At 75.5% G+C, this 21,797-nt stretch carries 17 protein-coding genes; 8 read left to right on the top strand and 9 right to left on the bottom strand.

What is annotated here, in order from left to right; genetic code table 11:
• Positions 1-10: 10 nt before the first annotated feature.
• A complete protein-coding gene (locus AC6CH6_RS00755; RefSeq protein ID WP_498253724.1) occupies positions 11-1,720 on the bottom strand; it encodes a zf-HC2 domain-containing protein in 1,710 nt (569 codons plus the stop codon).
• Positions 1,721-2,009: 289 nt separating this feature from the next.
• Positions 2,010-3,980, bottom strand: coding sequence for a zf-HC2 domain-containing protein (locus AC6CH6_RS00750; protein WP_498253723.1), 1,971 nt, complete (start codon positions 3,978-3,980; stop codon positions 2,010-2,012).
• Between the two features lie 260 nt (positions 3,981-4,240).
• Here AC6CH6_RS00750 and AC6CH6_RS00745 point away from each other — a divergent pair, with 260 nt between their 5' ends.
• Positions 4,241-4,759, top strand: coding sequence for a Fur family transcriptional regulator (locus tag AC6CH6_RS00745; protein WP_017832439.1), 519 nt, complete (start codon positions 4,241-4,243; stop codon positions 4,757-4,759).
• 15 nt (positions 4,760-4,774) lie between these two features.
• On the opposite strand, the gene AC6CH6_RS00740 is transcribed toward AC6CH6_RS00745, so the two are convergent.
• Complete coding sequence (locus AC6CH6_RS00740; RefSeq protein WP_498253722.1) at positions 4,775-6,166, bottom strand: SseB family protein; 1,392 nt, start codon at positions 6,164-6,166, stop codon at positions 4,775-4,777.
• A gap of 226 nt (positions 6,167-6,392) precedes the next feature.
• Between AC6CH6_RS00740 and AC6CH6_RS00735 the strand changes: the two genes are divergently transcribed.
• Together AC6CH6_RS00735 and rarD are read left to right on the top strand one after the other, a co-directional pair.
• The gene (locus AC6CH6_RS00735) at positions 6,393-7,664 is read left to right on the top strand and encodes a DUF6882 domain-containing protein (RefSeq protein ID WP_498253721.1); all 1,272 of its coding nucleotides are present in this window, start codon (positions 6,393-6,395) and stop codon (positions 7,662-7,664) included.
• Between the two features lie 21 nt (positions 7,665-7,685).
• Entirely contained in the window at positions 7,686-8,618 is a 933-nt protein-coding gene (gene rarD, locus AC6CH6_RS00730) for an EamA family transporter RarD (protein WP_498253720.1), read from the top strand.
• Between the two features lie 164 nt (positions 8,619-8,782).
• On the opposite strand, the gene AC6CH6_RS00725 is transcribed toward rarD, so the two are convergent.
• The 5 genes from AC6CH6_RS00725 to AC6CH6_RS00705 all read right to left on the bottom strand — a co-directional run bounded on the left by AC6CH6_RS00725 (position 8,783) and on the right by AC6CH6_RS00705 (position 13,898).
• Positions 8,783-8,932, bottom strand: coding sequence for a methionine/alanine import family NSS transporter small subunit (locus AC6CH6_RS00725; protein WP_126350305.1), 150 nt, complete (start codon positions 8,930-8,932; stop codon positions 8,783-8,785).
• Positions 8,929-10,704: a sodium-dependent transporter gene (locus AC6CH6_RS00720; RefSeq protein WP_498253719.1), complete on the bottom strand. Its 1,776-nt coding sequence runs from the start codon at positions 10,702-10,704 to the stop codon at positions 8,929-8,931. Before AC6CH6_RS00720 ends, AC6CH6_RS00725 begins: the two co-directional genes overlap by 4 nt.
• A gap of 109 nt (positions 10,705-10,813) precedes the next feature.
• On the bottom strand, positions 10,814-11,881 hold the full coding sequence (locus AC6CH6_RS00715; RefSeq protein WP_428841358.1) for a polyprenyl synthetase family protein: 1,068 nt from the start codon (positions 11,879-11,881) through the stop codon (positions 10,814-10,816).
• 11 nt (positions 11,882-11,892) lie between these two features.
• A complete protein-coding gene (locus AC6CH6_RS00710; protein WP_498253718.1) occupies positions 11,893-13,188 on the bottom strand; it encodes a geranylgeranyl reductase family protein in 1,296 nt (431 codons plus the stop codon).
• Positions 13,185-13,898: a demethylmenaquinone methyltransferase gene (locus AC6CH6_RS00705; protein WP_498253717.1), complete on the bottom strand. Its 714-nt coding sequence runs from the start codon at positions 13,896-13,898 to the stop codon at positions 13,185-13,187. The genes AC6CH6_RS00710 and AC6CH6_RS00705 overlap by 4 nt, the downstream gene beginning before the upstream one ends.
• 145 nt (positions 13,899-14,043) lie before the next feature.
• Between AC6CH6_RS00705 and AC6CH6_RS00700 the strand changes: the two genes are divergently transcribed.
• From AC6CH6_RS00700 to AC6CH6_RS00680, 5 genes are all read left to right on the top strand, one after another.
• A complete protein-coding gene (locus AC6CH6_RS00700; protein ID WP_498253716.1) occupies positions 14,044-15,507 on the top strand; it encodes an isochorismate synthase in 1,464 nt (487 codons plus the stop codon).
• Positions 15,508-15,631: 124 nt separating this feature from the next.
• Positions 15,632-16,477, top strand: coding sequence for an ABC transporter substrate-binding protein (locus AC6CH6_RS00695; protein WP_498253715.1), 846 nt, complete (start codon positions 15,632-15,634; stop codon positions 16,475-16,477).
• 76 nt (positions 16,478-16,553) lie between these two features.
• A complete protein-coding gene (locus AC6CH6_RS00690; RefSeq protein ID WP_035924981.1) occupies positions 16,554-17,348 on the top strand; it encodes an amino acid ABC transporter permease in 795 nt (264 codons plus the stop codon).
• Positions 17,349-17,358: 10 nt separating this feature from the next.
• Positions 17,359-18,180: an amino acid ABC transporter ATP-binding protein gene (locus AC6CH6_RS00685; RefSeq protein ID WP_498253714.1), complete on the top strand. Its 822-nt coding sequence runs from the start codon at positions 17,359-17,361 to the stop codon at positions 18,178-18,180.
• Positions 18,181-18,419: 239 nt separating this feature from the next.
• A complete protein-coding gene (locus AC6CH6_RS00680) occupies positions 18,420-19,808 on the top strand; it encodes an MFS transporter (RefSeq protein WP_498253713.1) in 1,389 nt (462 codons plus the stop codon).
• Positions 19,809-19,908: 100 nt separating this feature from the next.
• On the opposite strand, the gene menD is transcribed toward AC6CH6_RS00680, so the two are convergent.
• Complete coding sequence (menD, locus tag AC6CH6_RS00675) at positions 19,909-21,705, bottom strand: 2-succinyl-5-enolpyruvyl-6-hydroxy-3-cyclohexene-1-carboxylic-acid synthase (RefSeq protein WP_498253712.1); 1,797 nt, start codon at positions 21,703-21,705, stop codon at positions 19,909-19,911.
• Positions 21,706-21,797 lie beyond the last annotated feature (92 nt).

Here is a 21,797-nt window from a genome sequence, read left to right as displayed (position 1 = left end):
ATCGCCGCGGTCACCCGCCGAGAGGGGTGGCTTCCCCTGCACCGGTTGCCGGGGTCCCCGGCCCGGTTGCTCCGGTCGACGGGACCTCCTCGGCCGGAGGCACCGTCGCCGGGGGCTCTGACGCCGGGGCCTCCGGAGCCGGGGTCTCTGCCGGGGGCTGTTCCGCGCCCGGGGTCTCCGGGGCAGGGGTCTCCGGGGCCGGAACCTCCTCCGCGGGGGGCGCGGTGTCCGGGCTCTCGGTCACCGGCGTCCTGGGCTCGGTCGGCCCGGCGGCCGGGGGCTGCTCGACAGGGGCGTCTCCGGCCGGGCTGCCGTCGTCGTCGGCCGCGGGCGGCGGCGCAGGAGTGCCGCCATCTGCCGCCGAGGAGCCGCCGGTGGTGCCGCTGCCCGAGGGCTGCCCACCCGGCGCCGCGGACCGGGGCGCTCGGCCGTCGTCCTGGAGACTGCTCCCCCGGGTGGAGGGGGCCGCCTCGGTGCGACGGCCGGTCGACGCGCCGGCATCGGCCGCGGCCTCCCGTGAGCCGGCGGCCGGTCCGTCCGTCGTGGCGGCGGTGGTGATCGTTCCGCCGCCCGCCCCGGCGGCCCGTGCCTCGGCCGCGGCCTCGGTCAGGGGGCCGGGGGACGGCTCGGAGGTCGGCAGCGACAGCGCCCCGCCGGCACCACCGGGCACCGCGCCACCGGCGCCGCGGGCCATGGTCGCCGCGCCGTCGTCCCCGGCGGAGGCTGCGGGTGCGGAGACGGAGGGGGGCGTCGCACCGGAGCCGCCGAGGCGTCCCGTGGCCTGTGTCGTCCCGTCGCCGGGGCCGCCGGAGCCGGTCACGGCGACCCCGGCCAGCGCTGCCGCGGCCGCCAGGGCCCCGGCGCCGAGCAGCACCTTCCGGCCCCGTCGGGTGACGTGGACGGCGGCGAGGGCCCCGCCGGCCACGTCGGTGCCCGGGGCCGCGCCGAGTCGTCCGGCGCTCATCCGTCCCGCGGCCCGGACCAGCTCCACGAGCTCGTCGGTCCGGACGTCCCACAGCGGCACTCCGGCGAGCACGGGCAGCAGCCAGCCGCGCAGGCCTGCTTCGGTGTCCTGCAGGTACAGGTGGTCGGCGGTGCAGCGCGGGCACTCGTCGAGGTGGTCCTGCACGGCCTGCGTCCGCTCGGCGGACAGGCCGCCGTCGGCGAAGGCGCCGAGGTCGGCCGCGCAGTCCGCGCACCCGGGGAGGGTCGGCAGGTCCTGCCTGGCCCGGCGGTAGGCGGCCCGCAGCCCGGCGCGCGCCTCGAGGTGCAGCGCGGTGGTGGCGGCGGGGCTCAGCCCGAGCACCGCGGCCGTCCGCTCGAGCCCGAGGGCCTCGACCTCCAGGTGCCACAGCACGGCCTGCCACGAGGCGGGGAGACCGAGATAGATGCCGGTGACCGGCCCGGCCGCGCTCGCCCGCTCCACGCCGGCCCGGCCCACGACGGCGACCAGCCGGGCGCGCAGGAAGACCCCCGGTCGGTCCTCGTCCTGCGTCTCCTCGCCGAGCTCCGCGAGGACCTGGTCGAAGGCCGTGCCCGCCAGCTGCTCCGCGTCCTGGCGGCTCGGCGTGTGGAGCCGGGCCACGACCACGGCGGTGTGCCAGTGCCGGTCCCGCAGGTCCGGGAAGGCGTCGGGCTGCTGCGCCCGCACCGCGGCGAGCAGCTCCTCGTCGGTGCGCGGGGTGCGCCCCTGGGCGAGCGGCTCGGTCGTGCGCGTCATGGGGTCTCCGTCGGTCTCGGGAACGCTCGGTCACCTTGCGGTGCGGGCGACCCGGGAGCGGTGCCGCAGGGCCGTGCCCCCGGCGAAGACGATGACGGCGCACGTCGACGGCGCGCGGTTCCAGAACTGTGGACCCCCCGGTCCCCCGAGCCCATGGTAGAGCGCCCCGGCGGAGGGCGGCACGCCGCCCCTGTCACGAGTCGTTCCCGTTCGTAACACAGGGCCGCCGAGGGCCGCGGGGTCGCCGGGCGACGCCGGGTCTCCGGGAGCCGCGGGCGGGGCGGTGCGCTCAGCGGTGGGTGCGGCCCTCCCCCTCGTCGGCGTGGCCGCCGGAGCGGCCGGGCGCCCCGTCCGACCCCCGCTGGTGGTCACGGCCGTGGCGCCCCGAGTGCTTCCGCTCGCGGGACCCGTCGTCGTCCCAGCTCGTCCCACGGTGTCGGGGCCCGCGCTCGGCGTACCGCACCCCGGGGGCGCCGGCCCCCTGCTGCGCGTGCTTGCGTCCGGGAGCGGCGTCCGAGCCCGTGGGGTCGCTCGGCGGTCCGGCTGTCCCGGCCGGGGGCGCCGGCGCCTTGAACGGCGCGGGGCTCGCGTCCACGGCCGGCCGCGGGATCAGCACCGACGGGACGGGCGAGGGAGTGCCCGCCTCCCGCGCCGGTGTGGGAGCGGTCGCGGGCGCGTCGGCCCTGCGGGCCGGCGGCGCGCTCGTCGGCGCGTCCCCGGACGACGCGTCCCGGGGAGCTCCAGCTCCGTCGCCCGACGCCGCGCCGGGCGTCCCGGTCTCCGGGGCGCGGGCCCCGCCCGGCACGGACGCCGGCCGCTCCGCACCGGACCGCGGCGGGGTGGCACCCCCGCCCCCGGACGGTCCCGGCACGCCGCCGGCGGCCGCCGCAACGCCCGCGTCGTCACCGCTGCGGCCGGCACCGGCCACGTCGTCACCGGCCAGGTCGTCATCGCTGCGGTCGGCGTCGGCCACGAGGGCCGCGGCCTCCGGCCCGGCACCGTCCTGGGGCACGCCGGCCGGGGCGTCGCCCGGCGCCTGCCCGGCGGCGGCCTCGTCCGACCCGGACGGGCTCCCGTCGCGCTCCGCCGCGGAGACCCCGGCACCGGACTCGTCGTCGTCCTCCTGCTCCGCTCCGGCCGCAGGACCGTCCGCGCGCGGCTTCTCCAGGTCCTCGGCGGTGCGCGGCGCCCGCTCGGCGGCGAGGCTGTCGGCGGCCGGGACCGGGTCGCCCCCGCCGGACACGCCCACCGCTGCGACCGCCACGGCGGTCGCCAGGGCCCCGGCGCCCAAGAGGACCTTCGTCCTGCGGCTCGACCACGGCGAGGTTCCCGGCGCATCCTCCGGACGGGTTCGGGCGGCCCCCGCACCGACGGCGGCAACCCCTGCCGCGGCACCGGCTGCGGCACCGACCGGGGCCCCCGCACCGGCCGCGGCGGCGCCCGTTGTGGCCCCTGCTCCGGCGGCCGCGCCGGTCCCCGCACCGGCGGCGGCGATGAGGTTGGTGAGCTCGAGGGACTCGGTGCCCCACAGCGGCAGACCGGCCAGCACGGGCAGCGTCCACGTGCGCAGGCCCGTCCCGATGTCCTGTCGGCTCAGGTACTCGGCGGTGCAGCGGGCGCACCCGTCGAGGTGCGCCTTGACATCCCGCCGGCTCCGCTGCCCGCGGGTGCCCCGGACGAAGTGGGGCAGCTCGGCGGAGAACTCGGCGCAGTCCGGTCCCGCCGCCCGGTCCGCCGCGGCCTGGCCGTAGAGCCCGCGGAGACCCCGGACCATGTCACGGTGCAGACCGGCGGCCGCGACCGCGCCGAGCCCCAGCGCCGCCGAGGCCCGGCGGGCGCTCTGGCCCAGCACCTCGGTGCGCCAGAGGAAGCCCTGCCACTCGGCGGGCAGGCCGCTGAAGACCCGGACCAGGGACGCCGGGTCGGCGGGATCGTCCGGCAGCGCGACCGGCCGCGTGCCGCCGTCGGCCTCCCGCCCGACCATCCACACGACGAAGGCGCCGAGGAAGGCGCGGGGCCCGCCGCCCTCGCCGACGATCTGCTCGATCCGCCCGAGAGCCGCCGCGGCGACGCCCTCTGCCTCCTCCGCACTGCCGGTCCGCGACCGCGCCACGGCGAGGGCCGTGCCGTGGTACCGCTCCCGCAGCACCCCGAAGGCGTCGGCGTCCCCGGAGTGGGCGGCGTCGAGGAGGACGTCGTCACGGAGCGCCTCCGGGTCGCCGGCGGGGCCGTTCGGACGGGCGTGGGCAGGACGCGTCATGTCTGTCTCCGTGGTGGTCGCGGTCGTTCGGGAAGAAAGAGCTCCGGGAACGTCCCGTCCGACCCGCGGGCGCGCACGCCACGACGACGGTGCCGGACCCCCATCCCCCGCGCACATCGTAAGCGCAGGTCAGAGGCGGGTGAAAGCCGGTGCCCGCCGGTGCGACCAGAACTGTCACGAGGGATCGACCATGGCGACCACGGGCGGGGCGGATGCGTCCCGCTATTGTGAGTCCATCGTGATAACGCTACGGTAGAAGGATGCAGACAACGGAACGCCCCGCACCGGACACCGCCCGGGCCGCCGCGTGGTCGGACCTGTTGCGCTCCCACGGCCGCCGGGTCACCAAGCAGCGGCTGGCCGTCCTCGACGCGGTGGACCGCCGCCCGCACTCCACCGCCGACGAGGTCCTCGCGGACGTCCGCACGGTGCTGCCGGCGATCACCCTGCAGTCCGTCTACGTGGTCCTCTCCGACCTCACGGCCGTCGGCATGCTCCGCAAGTTCGAGCCGCCCGCGTCCCCGGCCCGGTACGAGACCCGCACCGGTGACAACCACCACCACGCGTACTGCGTGCGCTGCGGAACGGTGGCCGACGTCGACTGCGCCGTCGGCCACGCCCCGTGCCTCACGCCCTCCGAGCACCACGGCATGCAGCTGCTCACCGCCGACGTCGTCTACCAGGGCATCTGCGCCGACTGCCTCGCGGCCGGAGCCTCCCCCGCGCAGGCCGCCCCGGAGCAGCCCTCCGCAGAGCAGCCCCTCCCCGCCGCGGGCTGACCCGCCCGCCGGGACTCAGCTCCGCCCGGTGCCGTCCCCGGCCGGAGCCGGCCCGGCCTCGGCGCCCCCTGCCTGCCCCGGCTCCTTCTCCACGAGGGCCAGGAGCTCCCGGAGCTGGTCGGCGGTCAGCGTGGCCACCGGGGGGTGCGCGTTGATGCTGACCTTCCGCGCCCCGGCGTCGAGGGCGAAGCGCAGCGCCTGGCGGGCCGGCGCGGAGCGGACCTCCAGGGTGGTGTCCAGCACGGCGACCTCGGGCGCGGACGTGAACAGCAGGAGGGTGTCCGGAGCGGCGCCCTCCTCCTGCGGCTTCGCGTAGACCGGCACGGCGCGCCCGTCCTGCACGCGCGCGCCGAGCAGCAGCACCGCGTCCGGGGCCAGGAGCCCGGCGAGCAGCTGCGACATGTTGTTCTCGAGCATCGCGGCCTTCACGGCGTCGTTGCGCGGCGCCCGCATCGCCCACTCCACCTGGGGGCGGCTGATCCGGCAGCCGCGGTGGGCCGGGTCGATGACCAGGTGGTCGTGCTGCGGGTCGTCGGCGAGCATCTTCAGGACCTTCACGGCGGACTCGCGCAGCAGCACGGGCTTGCCGCCGTCCGGGTGGTGGCGGTCGAACATGGCCTGGGCCTCCGCCGCCGAGGTGTAGGCGGCGAGGGACCGCGTGCCGTCCGGCTCCCCCAGGGTCTGGACGCGCAGGGTGGACTCCGGGCCCACGGCCTCCCCGCCCGGGCCCGCCACCAGGTCGCTGGCCGTGACGTCCAGCAGCAGGGAGCCCGCCATGCACTGCCGGACGACCTCGATCATCGCCTTGTTGTCGGGGGCGCTCACGAACCGGTCGACGGCCGCCCGCACGAGGGGGTTGACGACTCCCTCGGGGTCGGCCTGCTGCTCGGCGCCCGGGGCGAGGACGGGCAGCTCGACACCGTCCCGCCGGGCGAGCTCGAGGGCCCACGCGGGGGTCCGGGCGCGGGTGCGGGGGAAGCGCTCGAGGTGCGCCAGGACGTCCTGGGCCGTGAACGGCCCCTCCGTCCCCCACTGGCGGGGCTCGCCGTCGAGGTCGTAGGTCCCTCCGATCCGGTGGGTCGGCTCGGGCCAGCCCTCGGCGAGGATCACGACCGTGGCCGTGAACCACGTCCCGCGCCCCGGGACGTGGACGTTCTCCCGCAGCTGCTCGACGGCGGGGATGACGGCGCTGTCCTCCTTGATGGGCCCGGCGGTGCCGGGCACCACCTCGTCGCCCCGCTGCTCGCGCACGCGCAGGTGCACGCGCCCGCCCTGGACCTTGAGGTCCACGACCATCCGGTCCCATCCCGGCTCCGTGCGCAGCACGGAGAGCACCCACGAGCCGATCGTGTTCAGCAGCTCCTGCCGGGCCGGTCCGGGGGTCGGGGTGGCGGGGGTCTCGCTCATGCGGTGGCTCGTTCCCGGCCCGCGAGGGGGCCTGCTCGGATCGTGTGGTCACGGGACGGGCGCGGGGCCGGGCGCGGCACCCGCCGGGCCCCGGGGGTCTCGCCCCACCCTACCCAAGCGGTCCCCGGCCGCCGCGGGCGGAGCGGCCGTCCGGCGCCCCCGCCGACGCACCGGGCGGCGCCCGCCGTGACGCTCCCGCACCCGCGAGGGTTGCTAGCCTGGACGCATGACGAAAACGCTGCAGGAACTGATCGACGAGTCGATCTTCATCTCCACCGAGTACCAGGCCAGGCTGGCCGAGCTGACCCAGGGCGCCGGGTGGGACGTCGACTTCTCCGCGCCGGCGTTCACCCTGCAGACCGAGCCCCCCGTGACCCTGACGCCCTATCTGCTGGGCACCGAGTCCGCCTCCCGCGGCTCCTGGATCTGGTCCTGGCAGGAGCTGGGCCACTTCCCGGCCGCGGTGGTCTCCGCCGCGGTCCAGGCCCGCGAGGCCGGGGAACGGCTGGGCGTGGACGAGCTGTCCACCGACGAGCTGCCCGTGGCGGAGGGCCTCGCCCGCCGGCTGACGCTGGCGGCCAAGGCCGTGACGGGCGTGTACGCGCACTACCCCGCGGGAGCGGGCGGCGGCGTCACCGCGTGGCTGCTGCTGGACGGACCCGAGTTCGAGCTCCCCGAGCTCACCGTGGAGCGGATGATGCGGGTCATCGCCGAGGCGCTGACCACGGACACCGCGGTGGACCACAACCTCGCCGTGGACTCCTACGCCAAGCTGCGCGGCGCCCACATCGAGTGGGACACCGCGGCCACGTGCGTGGTGACCGTGCGGGACGGCGCGCAGCGGTTCTGGTTCGACGACCACCAGATCTCCGGTGTCGAGCCCGCCGAGCCGTCCGTGGGCCCCGAGATCCTGGTGGACCTGGCCGCCGACGCCCGGGAGCGCGCCGCCACCCTGCGCGAGGACCGTGCCGCCGCCGAGGCCACGGCCGCCCGGCAGGAGGCCGAGCCGCACCGCGCCGCGGCCCCGGCGGCTCCCGCGGAGACCCCGGTGCCCGAGGAGGCCCCCCGGGAGCAGCCCGAGCCGATCGAGGTGCCCGACTTCGTCGAGACGGAGCACGTCCGGCCCGAGCCGGCCGAGGAGCCCCGGCCGCCCGAGGAGCCGGCCGCCGCGCACGCAGGTGCCGCCGAGACCGACCTCCCGTTCGACCAGGAGCCCTCGGACCGGGAGGTGCGCCCGGGCCGCGTGAGCACCACGGTGGTGCCCGGCCCCGAGCCCGTCCGCCCGGCCCGCGAGGAGGTGCCCGAGCCCGCCGCCGCGCCGCACCGGGAGCCCGTCGCGGAGCCGCAGGTGGAGCGCGAGGTCGAGCGCGAGGTCGTGGCCGGCCCCGGTGTCCCGGGCAGCGCCGGAACCGAGCCCGTGGTGGAGGGCGAGGAGACCGCCGAGGAGGAGCAGGGCGAGCGGAAGAAGGGCTTCTTCAGCCGATTCTTCGGCCTCTGACCCCCGGCGGTACCCTCGAGCGTGACCGCCTACAACACCGCACCCGGCCCGGATCCCGACGAGCAGTCGAGGACCCGGGCCGGTGTGCTGTCCGGATTCGCCGCCTACGGGATCTGGGGCCTGCTCCCGCTGTACTTCGTGGCCCTGGAGCCGGCCACGCCGGTGGAGATCGTGGCGATGCGCGTGCTCTTCTCCCTGGTCTTCTGCCTGGCGCTGCTGGCGCTCACCGGGCAGCTGACTCCCCTGGGCCGGGCGCTGCGCGCTCCGCGCACCCTCGGGACCCTGGCCGTGGCCGGCCTGCTGATCGGGGTCAACTGGTGGCTCTACACGGTCGCCACGACCACGGGGAACACCCTGGAGGCCTCCCTCGGGTACTTCATCAACCCCCTCGTGGCCATCCTGCTCGGCGTGCTGGTGCTGCGGGAGCGGATGCGGGCCCTGCAGTGGACGGCCGTGGGGATCGGGTTCGTGGCGGTCGTGGTCATGGCCGTCTTCTACGGGCGGGTGCCGTGGCTCTCGCTGGGCCTGGCCTTCTCCTTCGGCTTCTACGGCCTCGTGAAGAACAGGATGGGCGGGTCCTACCCGGCGATCGTGACGCTGACCGTGGAGACGATGGCGCTGACCCCGGTGGCCGCGATCGTCGTGGCGCTGCTCGGGGCGGACGGCAGGCTGACGCTGGGCAGCGAGGGCACCGGCCACCTCCTGCTGATGCTGTCCTCGGGCGTGATCACGGCCGTGCCGCTGATCCTGTTCGGGGTCGCCGCGACCCGCCTGCCGCTGAGCACCGTGGGCATGATCCAGTACGTGGCGCCCATCGGGCAGTTCCTGCTGGCCGTGCTCGTGTTCAGCGAGCAGATGCCCCTGGAGCGCTGGGTCAGCTTCTGCTTCGTGTGGCTCGCGGTGCTGCTGCTCGTGCTGGACGCGGTGCGCGCCCCGCGGGCGCGCCGCGCCTGAGCACCCCGCCCCGGGTCCGGCGCGCGGCGGCGGCCCGTTCCGGGTCCGCCGCACCCGGGCTCCGGGCCCGGGGGGCGCGGACCCGGGTCACCACGCGCAGAAGGGCTCCCGGCGCCGCGCGGCGCCGGGAGCCCTCCTGCTGGTCCCGGGGGTCCGGGACGGGGTCAGGTGGTGCGGACGTAGTCGTCGCCGCCGAAGCCCTGGTCGTTCTCGTCCACCTCCGGCGTGCGCCGCAGGTGGAGCACGGCGGCGATGAAGCCGCCCCACACCGTGCACACGGCCACGATGAGCATGATGATGGCGGGAGTGGTCATCGGGGGTCCTCCTGGGATCCGGTGGTGCTGGACGGGGTGCCGGAGGACCAGGGCGCCGTGCCGGTCCCCTCGGCGGGGGCCTCCGCGTGCCGGCCCGTGGACCCGGCAGTGCCCTCGGCGAGGGTGCGGTAGGAGAAGTCCTGGTCGAGGGCCGGGGTGCGCAGAGCGGTGTCCGACCAGCGCGAGAGCGGCTGGCCGCCCTGCAGCCGGCGCCGGTCCACGGAGGCGTCGACGATCGCCGGGGACGGGCTGAGGTCCGAGGCCGCCGAGCCGGCGGGCCACGGCAGCCGGGAAAGCAGCAGCGCGACGACGACGATCGCGAGCGCCGTGCCCCAGCCGAACGTGTTGACGAACCACGCGGGCATCTCGCCGTAGCCCTCCGCCAGGGTGGTGGTGAGCGTGTTGATGAGGATGTAGCCCAGCATGATCGGGGTGATCCCGCCGACCACGACCATCCAGGTGCGCCCCAGCTTGAAGGAGGACACCGAGTTCAGGTGGTCCCGCAGGGTGGGCAGCGCGGAGAAGCCGGCCGTGAGCAGCATGATGGACACCAGCGCCGCGGCGACGATGCCGAACTGGTTGACGAAGTTGTCCGTGACGTCGAGCAGGTTCAGCCCCGTGGTGGTCGTGAACAGGGCCAGGGAGATCAGCGCCATGGGCACCACGACGGCCACCACGGCGGTGCGCCGGCGCAGGCCGAGCTTGTCCTGGGCGGCCGCCACGACGACCTCGACGATCGACACGAGCGACGTGAAGCCCGCGAAGGTGAGGGTCGCGAAGAAGAGGACGCCGATGAGCGTGCCGAGCGGCGCCTGGGAGATGATCGTCGGGAACGCGATGAACGCGAGGCCGATGCCCGAGGTGGCGACCTCGTCCACGCCCACGCCGGAGACCCCGGCCATGAAGCCCAGTGCCGCGAAGACGCCGATGCCGGCGAGGATCTCGAAGCTGGAGTTGCCGAAGCCCACCACGAGACCGGAGCCGGTGAGGTCCGTCTTGGGCTTGAGGTAGGACGAGTAGGTGATCATGATGCCGAAGCCGACCGAGAGCGAGAAGAAGATCTGGCCGTAGGCGGCGACCCACACGGCGCTGTCGGTGAGCGCCGCCCAGTCCGGGGTGAAGAAGGCGTTGAGGCCGTCGGTGGCGCCCGGCAGCGTCAGGGCGATGACCACGATGGTGAGGAACATCAGCACCAGCAGCGGGATGAGCACGAGGTTGACCCGGCCGATGCCCTTCTGCACGCCCAGCAGCAGCACCACGAGCAGCGCGATCCACGCCACGGCCGTGACGGCCAGCACGTTGGGGACGAAGTCGAGGCCCACACCGACCTCCTCGGAGGTCTGCAGGACGTCCGAGAGGAAGAACGCGGCGGGATCGTCCCCCCAGGCCTTGCCGAAGGAGAAGTAGGTGTACAGCATCGCCCAGCCGAGGATGACGGCGTAGTACACGGCGATCACGAAGCTGATGCCCATCTGCCACCAGCCGATCCACTCCGTCTTGGGGTGCAGGCGGCGGTAGGCCAGCGGCGCCGAGGCGCGGAAGCGGTGGCCGATGCCGTACTCGAGCATCAGCAGCGGCAGACCGGCCGTCAGCAGCGCGACGAGGTACGGGATCAGGAACGCCCCGCCGCCGTTCTCGTAGGCGATGTAGGGGAAGCGCCAGATGTTGCCGAGGCCGACGGCGGAGCCGATCGCGGCCAGGATGAAGACGGTGCGGCTGGAGAACGCCTCGCGTGGCGCGGCGGCACGGCCGGGTGGGGACTGAGGGGTCATGGTCGTCCTCGGGTGCGGGAAGTGGTCTGCGGACGGCTACAGGCTAGCCCGTGGGACCGCGGGAACCACACCCGGCGCCACGGCCCGGGACGCACGGTGCGGAGCTTGCTCAGGCCTCGCGGTGGACGACGGCGTGCGCGAACGCCACGAGCGCGCGCTTGGCCACCGTGTCCGGCAGCGGCTCCAGCGACGCGATGGCCTCGTCGGCCCACTGCCGGGCGATCCGCCACGCCTCCTCGGTGGCCCGGTGCCCCGAGACCGCGGTCACGGCCCGGGCCAGGGCCTCGTCCGAGGTGAGGTCGGAGTCGAGGTGCTCGAGGGCGCGCACCGCGTCGGCGTCGCCCTCCCCCGCCATCCGGCGCAGGATGAGCACCGGCAGAGTGGGCACCCCCTCGCGCAGGTCGGTGCCGGGGGACTTCCCGGAGACCTCGTCCTCGCCGGTCACGTCGATCACGTCGTCGGCGAGCTGGAAGGCGATGCCGACCTTCTCCCCGTACTCGACCATGACGTCCACGACGTCCTGGTCGGCCCCGGCCAGGACCGCGCCGAAGTGCCCGCACGCCGCGATGAGGGAGCCGGTCTTGCCCGAGAGGACGTCGAGGTAGTGCTCCAGCGGGTCCTGTCCCTCGCGGGGGCCGACCGTCTCGTGCAGCTGGCCGAGCACGAGCCGCTCGAACGTGTCCGCCTGGATCTTGAGGGCCCGCTGGCCGAGCTCGGAGACCATCGAGGAGGCGCGGGCGAAGATGAGGTCGCCGGTGAGGATGGCCACCGAGTTGCCCCACACGGTCTGCGCGGTCGCGACGCCGCGGCGCAGCGGCGCGGAGTCCATGACGTCGTCGTGGTAGAGGGTCGCCAGGTGCGTGAGCTCCACGACGGCCGCGGACTCGAGGACGGCGTCGTTGATGCCGCCGCCGATCTCCCCGGCCAGCACGGTCAGCAGGGGCCGCACGCGCTTGCCCCCGGCCTGGAGCAGGTGGCGGGAGGTGACGTCGGCCAGGTGGTCGGCGCTGCGCACCGCCTCGTCGAGCCGCTCCTCGATCCGGGCCAGCGACCCGAGCACGACCGGGCCCAGCCGGTCGTCGGACGCGATGAGGTCGAAGCCGGCGGGCAGCTTCACCTGATCGGTGCCGAGACCTGCGGCGGGGCCGTCGGCGCTCGGGGAGGAGGATTCAGTCACGGTCCACCACTCTAGCGAGTTTTCGGGGGGCGGGTGTTGCCGGTCGCGGGCGTCAGGGCGTCCAGGAGGGAGACCACCCGGTCCTCCCACGTGGCGGCGGGGCGGTCGGAGAGCTCCGTCATGACCCGGACCACGAAGCGCATCAGCGCGGGCACGGCCATGCCGGTGCGCACGGCCGCCTTCATCACGGCGGGGCTGCCGATGAGCTGGGCCAGGACCCGGCCCTGGGTGAAGTGGGCGCCCCACTCCTGCCGGACCCGGTCGGGGTAGCCGGCGAGCACGAGCTCCCGCTGGGCGGGGCCGTTGGCGGCCGCGGCCGCCACGACGTGCTCGGCGGCGTAGCGGGCGGACTCCATCGCGTTGGAGATGCCCTCCCCGTTGAACGGGGAGACGAGGCCCGCGGCGTCGCCCAGCAGCAGCATCCCCGGGACGTGGTGCGGCGTGCGGTTGAAGGCCATCGGCAGGGCCGCGCCGAGCACGCGGCCGCGGCGGTGCTCCTCGTCGAACGTCCACTCGGCGGGCATGGACGCGGTCCAGTCCGCGAGCACCTTCCGGTAGTCCAGGGCCCCGAACGCCGGGGAGGTGTCCAGGATCCCGAGTCCCACGTTGGCGGTGCCGTCCCCGACGCCGAAGACCCAGCCGTAGCCCGGCAGCAGCGCCCGCTGCGGGTCGGTGCCGTCGGTGAGCTCGAGCCATCCCTCCATCCAGTCCAGGTCCGAGCGCGGGGACTCGAAGTAGGCGCGCACCGCCACCCCCATCGGGCGGTCGTCCCGCTTGTGCAGCCCGGCGGACACCGCGGTGCGGGAGGAGTTGCCGTCGGCGGCGAGCACGACGTCCGCCCGGTGCTCCTCGGTCTCGCCGGTGCGCCGCCCGGCGGCGTCGAGGACGTTGGCGCGGGCGCCGACGACCCGGCCGGAGCCGTCGCGGAGCACCCCGGTCACGGCCCGGTGCTCGAGCACCCGGGCCCCGGCGGCGCGGGCGTGCCCGGCCAGGTGCTCGTCGAAGCCCAGCCGGGTGCGCACGAGCCCGTAGGGCGGGAAGTCGCTCAGCTCGGGCCACGGCACCTCGACGGTGCGCTCGCGGGCCACGAGCCGCAGCCCCCGGTTGCGGGCGTAGCCGAGCTCGGGCCCGTGCGGGAGGCCCATGAGCCGCATCTCGCGCACGGCGCGCGGGGTCAGCCCGTCGCCGCAGACCTTCTCCCGCGGGAACGCGGTCTTCTCCAGGACGGTGACCTCGATCCCGTGCGCCGCGAGCCAGTACCCGGCCGTGGCGCCGGCGGGGCCGCCGCCGAGGACGAGGGCCCTCATCGGGCGGGGGCGTCCGCGGCGGGCTTGACGGCCCGGTGCACGGCCACGATGCCGCCGGTGAGGTTGCGGTACTGCACGCCGGTCCAGCCGGCCGCGAGGATCTCGGCGGCGAGGTCCTCCTGATCGGGCCACGCCGCGATGGACTCGGCGAGGTACCGGTAGGCCTCCGGGTTGGACGCCGCGCGCGCGGCGATCCCGGGCAGCGCCTTCATGAGGTACTCCGTGTAGACGGTGCGCAGCGGGGCGGCCGCGGGGGTCGAGAACTCGCAGATCACGAGCCGGCCGCCCGGCCGGGCGACCCGCAGCATCTCGGCGAGCGCGCGGCGGTAGTCCTGGATGTTGCGCAGCCCGAAGGAGATGGTCACGGCGTCGAAGGACGCGTCGGCGAACGGCAGCCGGGTGGCGTCGGCCTGGACGAACTCGATGTCGGGGCGGCGGGCACGGCCCACCTCGAGCATCCCGAGCGAGAGGTCCGCGGCCACGACGTCGACGCCCGCGTCCGCGTACGGCTCGGACGAGGTCCCGGTCCCGGCGGCGAGGTCGAGGACCTTCTCCCCCGGGACGGCGCCGACGGCCTCCGCGACGACCCTGCGCCAGCCGCGGGTCCGCCCCAGCGAGAGGATGTCGTTGACGAGGTCGTAGCGGGGCGCCACGTCGTCGAACATGGCGGAGACTTCGTGCGGCTGCTTGGACAGGTCTGCTCGGTTCACCCGGTCATTGTCGCACCTCGCTCCGACGCCCCCGCCCGGGCCCCTCCCCCGGCGCCCGCCCCGGACGCCCTCCCGGCGGCCCCGCCCGCGGGAGCGGGGCCAGGGGGCCAGGGGCTGTCCGGCGGTCGGCCTAGACTGGGGGGCGATGTCTTCCACCGCCCCCGCCGCCGACCCCGCAGCCGTCCCGCCGGTCCCCGTGCTGCACACCCTGACGGTGCCGCTGTCCGCGCTGGGCGCGGATCCCGCGCCCGCCCCGGACCTGCGGGACCTGCTCGTCGGACCGGAGCTGCTCACCTGGACGGTGGACGGGCGCGGACTCGTGGCCTGGGGCCGGGCCGCCGAGCACACGGTGCGCGGCGCGGACCGGTTCACGGCGGCCCGCGTGTGGTGGGACGACCTGGTCGGCGCGGCCGTGGTCGAGGACCGCGTGGGAGTGCCCGGGACCGGGCTGGCCGCCTTCGGCGCGTTCACGTTCGCGACCGCCTCCGCCGTGGATTCCGGGCTCGTGGTCCCGGAGCTGCTCGTGGGCCGCCGGGGCGACGTCGCGTGGGTGACCCTCGTGGTGGCCGTGGCCCCCGGGACCCCCTTCACGCTGGGCGCCGACGACGTCGCGGCCGCCTGGCTGCGCCGGATCGGCTCCGCCCCGGGGCGCCCGCCCGCCGCGGGCGGGCCGCCCGCGGCGCCGGCCGTGGTCCGGCTGTCCTCCGGGACCCTGGGCGAGCACGAGTGGACGGAGGCGGTGCGCGAGGGCGTCGAGCGCATCCGCTCCGGCCGGATGGAGAAGCTGGTCCTGGCCCGGGACGTCGTGGCGCGCACGGACGCCCCGCTGGACGCCGTGGCCGTGGTGCGGGACCTCGCCCGGCGCTACGAGCAGTGCTGGACGTACTGCGTGGGCCTCGGCGGGGACCCTGCGGGCGCGGGCCGGCTCATGGGGGCCACCCCGGAGATGCTGGTGCGGGTCCTCGACGGCGTGGCCCACGCCCGGGTCCTCGCCGGCACCCTGGACCGGGACGCCGCGCCCCCGGACGAGGACCCGCACGAGTACGCCGCGCGGGTGCTCGGGGAGTCCGAGAAGCAGCAGCACGAGCACGGGTTCGCGATCGACTCCCTCGAGGCGTCGCTGGCCCCCTACACCGACGCCGTCACGACCTCCCCGGAGCCGTTCATCCTCGAGCTGCCCAACGTGTGGCACCTCGCCTCGGACGTCACCGCCGCGCTGCGCCCGGGCCCGGCCGGGGACCCGCCGTCCTCCCTCGAGCTCGCCGAGGCCCTGCACCCCACCGCCGCGGTGTGCGGGACGCCCACGGCGGTGGCCGCCGCCGCGATCCCGGAGCTGGAGCAGATGGACCGGGGACTCTACGCGGGCCCCGTCGGCTGGCTCGACGCGGCCGGCAACGGGGACTGGGGCATCGCCCTGCGCGGGGCGGTGCAGGAGGACGAGCGCACGGTGCGGCTCTACGCCGGGTGCGGCATCGTGGCCGCCTCGGACCCCGAGTCCGAGCTGGCCGAGACCTGGGCGAAGCTGCGGCCGATGCTCCAGGCCCTGGGGCAGCGGGCCGCCGGGGCCCCGGAGCGCCTCGTGCCCGCCCCGGGCCTGTCCGCCGGCTGAGCCGGACCCGGGCTCGCACCGTATCCTGGTGCCCGAACACGCGCGGGGCCACCGCCCCGCAGGGCCGGCCCCGCGCCCGGCCCGACCGCGCCGACGACCACTGCTCCCACCGGAGGAACCCCGCATGCCCCGTCCGACGACCCGCCCGTCCCGCGCGCACGCCCTGGCGGCGCTGTCCGCGATCGCCGCCCTCGCCCTGACCGCCTGCACGCCCGAGAGCCCCTCCGGGGAGGCCGCGGACGGCGGCGGGGAGACCGCGGGGGCCACCGCGTCCTCGGCCGTGGCCCTGGTGGAGACCGGGTTCCTCACCGTGTGCTCGGAGTCCAACTACCCGCCGTTCGAGATGGAGGAGGGCGGCGAGATGGTCGGCCTCGACATGGACCTCGGCCGGGAGATCGCCGAGGACCTCGGCGTGGAGATGAAGAACGTCACGCTCGCCTTCGAGTCGATCCAGTCCGGCGCGGCCCTCGAGACCGACCAGTGCGACGTCGCGATCTCCGCCCTGTCCATCACCGAGGAGCGGCGGACGGTCATGGACTTCTCCGACCCCTACTACGACAACGAGGTCGGCCTCGTGACCGACGGGGAGGACGGGGTCGACTCGATCGACGCCGCCCGCGAGGAGCAGGTGCGGGTCGGGGTCATGCAGGGCACGGTCGGCGAGACCCAGGCCCAGGAGCTCGGCCTCAACGCCGTCCAGTTCGAGGACGCCACCACGCTGTTCACCGGCCTCAGCACCGGAAGCGTGGACGCGGTGCTCGACGACGTCACGGCGATCGCCCAGCACGCCCAGGACGACCCGGACTTCGTGGTGCAGGAGACCGCCGACCTCGACGACCAGCTCGGCGTGGCCGTGGCGAAGGGCGACGACGCGATGCTCGGCGCGGTCGACGCCACCCTGGACCGCATCGAGGAGGACGGCACGCTCGAGCAGATCGTCGAGACGTGGATCCCCGTCCAGGAGAACTGACCCGGGGCCGGCGACCCGCACCCGGGACGCCGGCCCCGTCACCGTCCCACCCGTACCACCCAGAACGGACCAACCCATGGCCATGACCATGCACCAGAGAGCACGGCTCTCCCGCGGCGTCCAGTACGCCGTCCTGATCCTCGTCGTCCTCGCCCTCATCGCGGTCGCCGACTGGCCGCTGCTGGTCGAGAAGGTGTTCAACCCGGCCATCGCGGCCCAGCAGTTCCCCGGCATCATCGTGGTCGCGCTGAAGAACACGCTCATCTACACGCTCCTCGGCTTCGTGGTCGGCCTCACCGGCGGTGTGGTGCTCGCGCTCATGAAGCTCTCGTCCGTGGCGCCCTACCGGTGGCTGGCCACGATCTACATCGAGTTCTTCCGCGGCGTCCCCGCCCTGCTGGTCTTCCTCGCCTTCGGCTACGGCATCCCGCTGGCCTTCGGCTTCCGCTTCAACCACTACGTCACGGTGATGATCGCCCTGGGCCTCGTGGCCGCCGCCTACATCGCGGAGTCCCTGCGGGCGGGTCTGCAGGCCGTGCCGAAGGGCCAGTACGAGGCCGCGCGCTCCCTGGGCATGTCCCACGCCCGGGCCATGGTGACGATCGTCATCCCGCAGGCGCTGCGGATCGTGCTGCCCCCGCTGACCAACGAGGTGATCCTGCTGACCAAGGACTCGTCGCTGGTCTACCTGCTGGGCATGGGCGTGGGCCAGTACGAGCTCACCAAGTACGGCCGCGAGGCCATCTCCGGTGCCGGGGCGGGGCTCACGCCCCTGGTGGTGGCGGGTGTCTGCTACCTCATCATCACGGTGCCCCTGGGCATCCTGACCCGCCGCTTCGAGTCCAAGACCGACCGCATGAAGAAGTCCTAGGAGCCTGACTGTGAGCACTGCATCCTCCCCCACTCCCCGGTCCGGGCCCGGCGGCGCCGACGGCCTCGCGGACGCGGCCTCCGTCGTCGTCGAGGGCCTGCACAAGTCCTACGGCTCCCTCGAGGTCCTCAAGGGCATCTCCCTCAGCGTCGGCGCCGGCCAGGTGGTCTGTCTCATCGGTCCCTCAGGCTCCGGCAAGTCCACGCTGCTGCGCTGCGTCAACCTGCTCGAGACCCCCCAGCAGGGCCGGATCACGATCGGCGACTTCGAGGTCACCGACCCCGAGGCCGACGTCGACCGGATGCGCCGGCACGTGGGCATGGTCTTCCAGCAGTTCAACCTGTTCCCGCACCTGAACGTGCTCGAGAACTGCACCGTGGCCCAGCTCAAGGTGCTCAAGCGGGACCGGGCCGAGGCCGAGCGGATCGCCCGCGGCAACCTGGAGCGCGTGGGCCTGGCCGAGAAGGCGGACAGCTACCCCGACCAGCTCTCCGGCGGGCAGCAGCAGCGCGTGGCGATCGCCCGGGCCCTGTCGATGGACCCGTCCCTCATGCTCTTCGACGAGCCGACCTCCGCCCTCGACCCCGAGACGGTGGGCGACGTCCTGGCCATCATGCGCAACCTCGCCGCCGAGGGCATGACCATGCTCGTGGTCACCCACGAGATGGAGTTCGCCCGCGACGTCGCCGACAAGGTGGTGTTCATGGACGGCGGGGTGGTCGTCGAGGAGGGCCCCGCCGCCGAGGTGATCCGCCACCCCCGCGAGCCCCGCACCCAGGCGTTCCTCTCCCGCGTGCTCAACCCCACGCAGGTGCAGGCCCCGGAGCAGTGACCCGGCGCCGTCCGGGCCCGTCGTCTGCGGACGACGGGCCCGGACTCATATCCAGGACAGTCCCGATCGGGTCCATCAGTATTCCAGGCATGTGAATCACCCCCTGGTGGATCCCTGGGTCTTTGCCTCATATGACCCGGATCACAGCTCTGCCAGGCTGGACGCAGCCAGGGGACGCACCGCCGGTCTCCCCCGCTTCCTGCCTTGTCCACGCGCTGCCCAGAGAGGTCCCGGGGAACATGACCCAACCACACACCATCATCGCGGAGAACCCGCTGCTCGAGCAGAGGACCGCCCGCTTCGTGGCGTTCATCATCTGCCTCGCCCTGCTCTTCGACGGCTACGACCTCGTCATCTACGGCGTGGTCCTGCCGGGCCTGCTCGCCGACCCCACCCAGATCGGGACCCTGGAGCCGGCCGTCGCCGGCCTGGTGGGCTCCTACGCCCTCATCGGCGTGCTCATCGGCTCGCTCGTCTGCGGGGCCATCGGCGACTTCTTCGGCCGCCGCCGGCTGCTGATCACCGGTGTCGCCTGGTTCTCCGTCGGCATGTTCGTCACCGCGCTCACCACCAGCGTGCTGGCCTTCGGCGCGATGCGCTTCCTCACCGGCATCGGCCTCGGCCTCGTGATCGCCACCGCCGGCGCCACCATGGCCGAGTTCGCCCCCGCCGGCCGCCGCCAGTTCTACAACGGCATCGTCTACTCCGGCATCCCCGCCGGCGGCGTCTTCGCCGCCCTCATGGGCATCGCCTTCCTCACCGACCTGAGCTGGCGCGGGCTCTTCATGATCGGGGCCCTCCCCCTCCTCCTGCTCGTCCCGCTCATGCTGTGGAAGCTCCCCGAGTCCCCGCGCTGGCTGCTCACCCGCGGCGAGACCGAGCGGGCCGAGGCCGTCGCCCTCCGGACCGGCGTCCCGCTGATCGAGGAGCAGGTCATCCAGAAGGTGGGGGCCGCACCGCGCAGGACCGGCTACGCGGCCGTGTTCTCCAAGCAGTTCGCCCTGGCCTCGATCCTGCTGGGCTTCATGTCCTTCTGCGGCCTGCTGCTCACCTACGGACTGAACACCTGGCTCGCCGTCATCATGAACGGCTACGGCCACAGCATCAGCCCGCTGTACTTCGTCCTCGTGCTCAACGGCTCCGCCCTGGTCGGCGGTCTGCTGGCCTCCCGCCTCGCGGACCGCACCGGCCCGCAGCGGATGATCGCCACCACCTTCGCGCTGGCCGCGATCGCCCTGGTCCTGATGACCTTCAGCTTCCCGCTGCCGCTGCTGTTCCTCTTCATCGCCGTGGCCGGCGTGGGCACCATCGGCACCCAGGTCCTGGTCTACGGGTTCCAGTCGAACTACTACACCACCAACGCCCGGGCCGCCGGGGTGGCGTTCTGCGCCAGCATGGGCCGGTTCGGCGGCATCTTCGGCCCGATCATCGGCGGCTGGCTCGCCGCGGCCGGCTTCGGCGGCCCCCAGGCGTTCTACGTCTTCGCCGGCGTGGCCCTGCTCGGTGCGCTGGTCACCCTCGTGGTGCCCCACCAGCGCGGGCTGGAGGAGGCCGAGCACCGGGTGGAGGAGCTCGCCGGGCACCCGCAGGCGCCCGCCGAGCGCGAGGCGCCCACCGTGCGCGGCTGACCCCCGCGGCACCGCCTCCGGGCCCCGTCCCGCTCGCCAGGGGGCGGGGCCCGTCCGCGTCCCCGGCCCCGGGGCGCCGGCCGGCGCACCTCGACGCCCCTCAGCGGCCGGTGCGGTCTCCTGCACCGTTGTCCGGAGCCGTGTCCTGCGTGGTGTCCTGAGCCATGTCCTGCGCGGCGGCCACCGCGGCGGCCCGGGCGACGGCGGCCCGGATCCGGGCGTGGAGGTCCCGCAGCCCGCGCCGGTCCACCACGACCTCCAGGACCGAGCGCCCCCGCACGGGCGCGGCGAGCGCCTGCTCGAGCTCGGCGACGCCGGCCGCACGCCGGTGGGCCACGCCGTAGCCGGCGCACAGCGCGTCGAGCCGGGCCTCGTGCGGGGTGCCGAAGAACCGCTCCACGACCGCCCGGTACTCCTCCTGCTGCCCCAGCGCACCGTGCTCCAGGGTCGTGAAGATCCCCCCGCCGCCGTCGTTGAGAACCACGAGCTGGAGGTCGGGCTCGCGCTCGCCCGGCCCCAGCAGCAGGGACGAGACGTCGTGCAGGAACGTCAGGTCGCCCAGGAGGGCGCGGACCGGCCGGCCCCCGCCGAGCGCCGCGCCGGCGGCCGTGGCCACCGTCCCGTCGATCCCGGCGAGCCCCCGGTTGGCGAGCACGAGCGGGGAGCCGGGGCCGGGCCGGGCGGCCAGGTCGAGGTCGCGCACCGGGTTGGAGGAGCCCGCCAGCAGCACGGCCCCGTCCCGCCGGCAGGCCTCCCACACCGCGGCGGCCACGGCCGGGCCCGTGGCCCGCTCCGGCGGCTCGGCGGCGAGCAGCCGGGCCACGGCGCCGTCCGCGGCGGCGCCCGCCTCCCGCCAGGCCTGCGCCCAGCCGGGGGCGCCGCGGCCGGTGAAGGCGGCCGCCTCGGCCCAGCTCGTGAGCACCCGCTCACGGCGCCGCCCGGGCTCGTACCAGGCCACGGGTGCCGGCCGCACGGCCGCGGTGGCGACGTCCGCCCGGGCGAGCAGGGCCCCGACCGGGCGGGAGAGCGTGGGCCGGCCCACGAGCAGGACCCGCTCGATCCGCCGGCCCAGCGGGGAGTCCAGCAGCAGCCGGTAGGCCCCCACGGCGTGCGGGCCGCTCCGCGCGTTCGAGGAGGGCTCCGCGAGCAGCGGCAGTCCGCACGCCTCGGCGAAGCGTGCCGCGTCCGGTCCGGCGCCGTCCCCGGCGACGACGACGGAGCGCGCCGCCCCGGCGTCCGGCGACGGGACCGTGACGGGTCCGGCCGCCACCGCGGTCGGCCCCGGGTCCGGGCGTGCTCCCGTCCGGGCGGCCAGCAGCCGGGCCCGGGCCGCGAGCACCGGGCCGTCCTCCGGCGCAGGGTGCAGCGGCTCGCGCAGGGCCACGTTGAGCTGGACCGGTCCCGCCGGCCGGGGCCCCTGCCGTCCGCGGCCGGCCAGGGCGGCGAGGACCTCCTCGAGACGGGCGGGCACGTCGTCGTCCGGGAGGAGGTCCACGGCGGCGCGCACGTGGTCGCCGAAGATCCCCGGCTGGCGGGTGGTCTGGTTGGCGCCGGTGCCCCGCAGCTCCGGCGGGCGGTCGGCGGAGAGCACGACGAGGGGCGCCTCGGCGTGGTCGGCCTCCAGCACCGCGGGGAGCAGGTTGCCCACGGCCGTGCCCGAGGTGGTGAGCACCCCGGCCGGCCGGCCGGTGGCCCGTGCGATGCCGAGGGCGGTGAACGCCGCGCCCCGCTCGTCCACCCGCACGTGGACCTCGAGGGCCCCGGCGGCCTGGGCGGCCGCCGCGGCGTAGGCCAGCGGCGCGGACCGGGAGCCGGGGGCCACAACGAGGTGCCGCATCCCGGCGGCGACGAGCTCCTCCAGGACGGCGCGGGCGGTGTCGAGAGAGGGTGTGGTCACAGGAGACCAGGGTAGTCCGGGAACGCACCGGTCCCCGGCCCGCCGCGGGGCGGGCCGGGGACCGGGGGGGGCGCCGGACGCCTCCGGCGGCG

The sequence above is a fragment of the Kocuria sp. GQ42 genome (genome assembly GCF_059758435.1).
The sequence above is the reverse complement of the archived record's forward strand: the minus strand, read 5'-3'. Positions and strand labels throughout refer to the sequence as shown.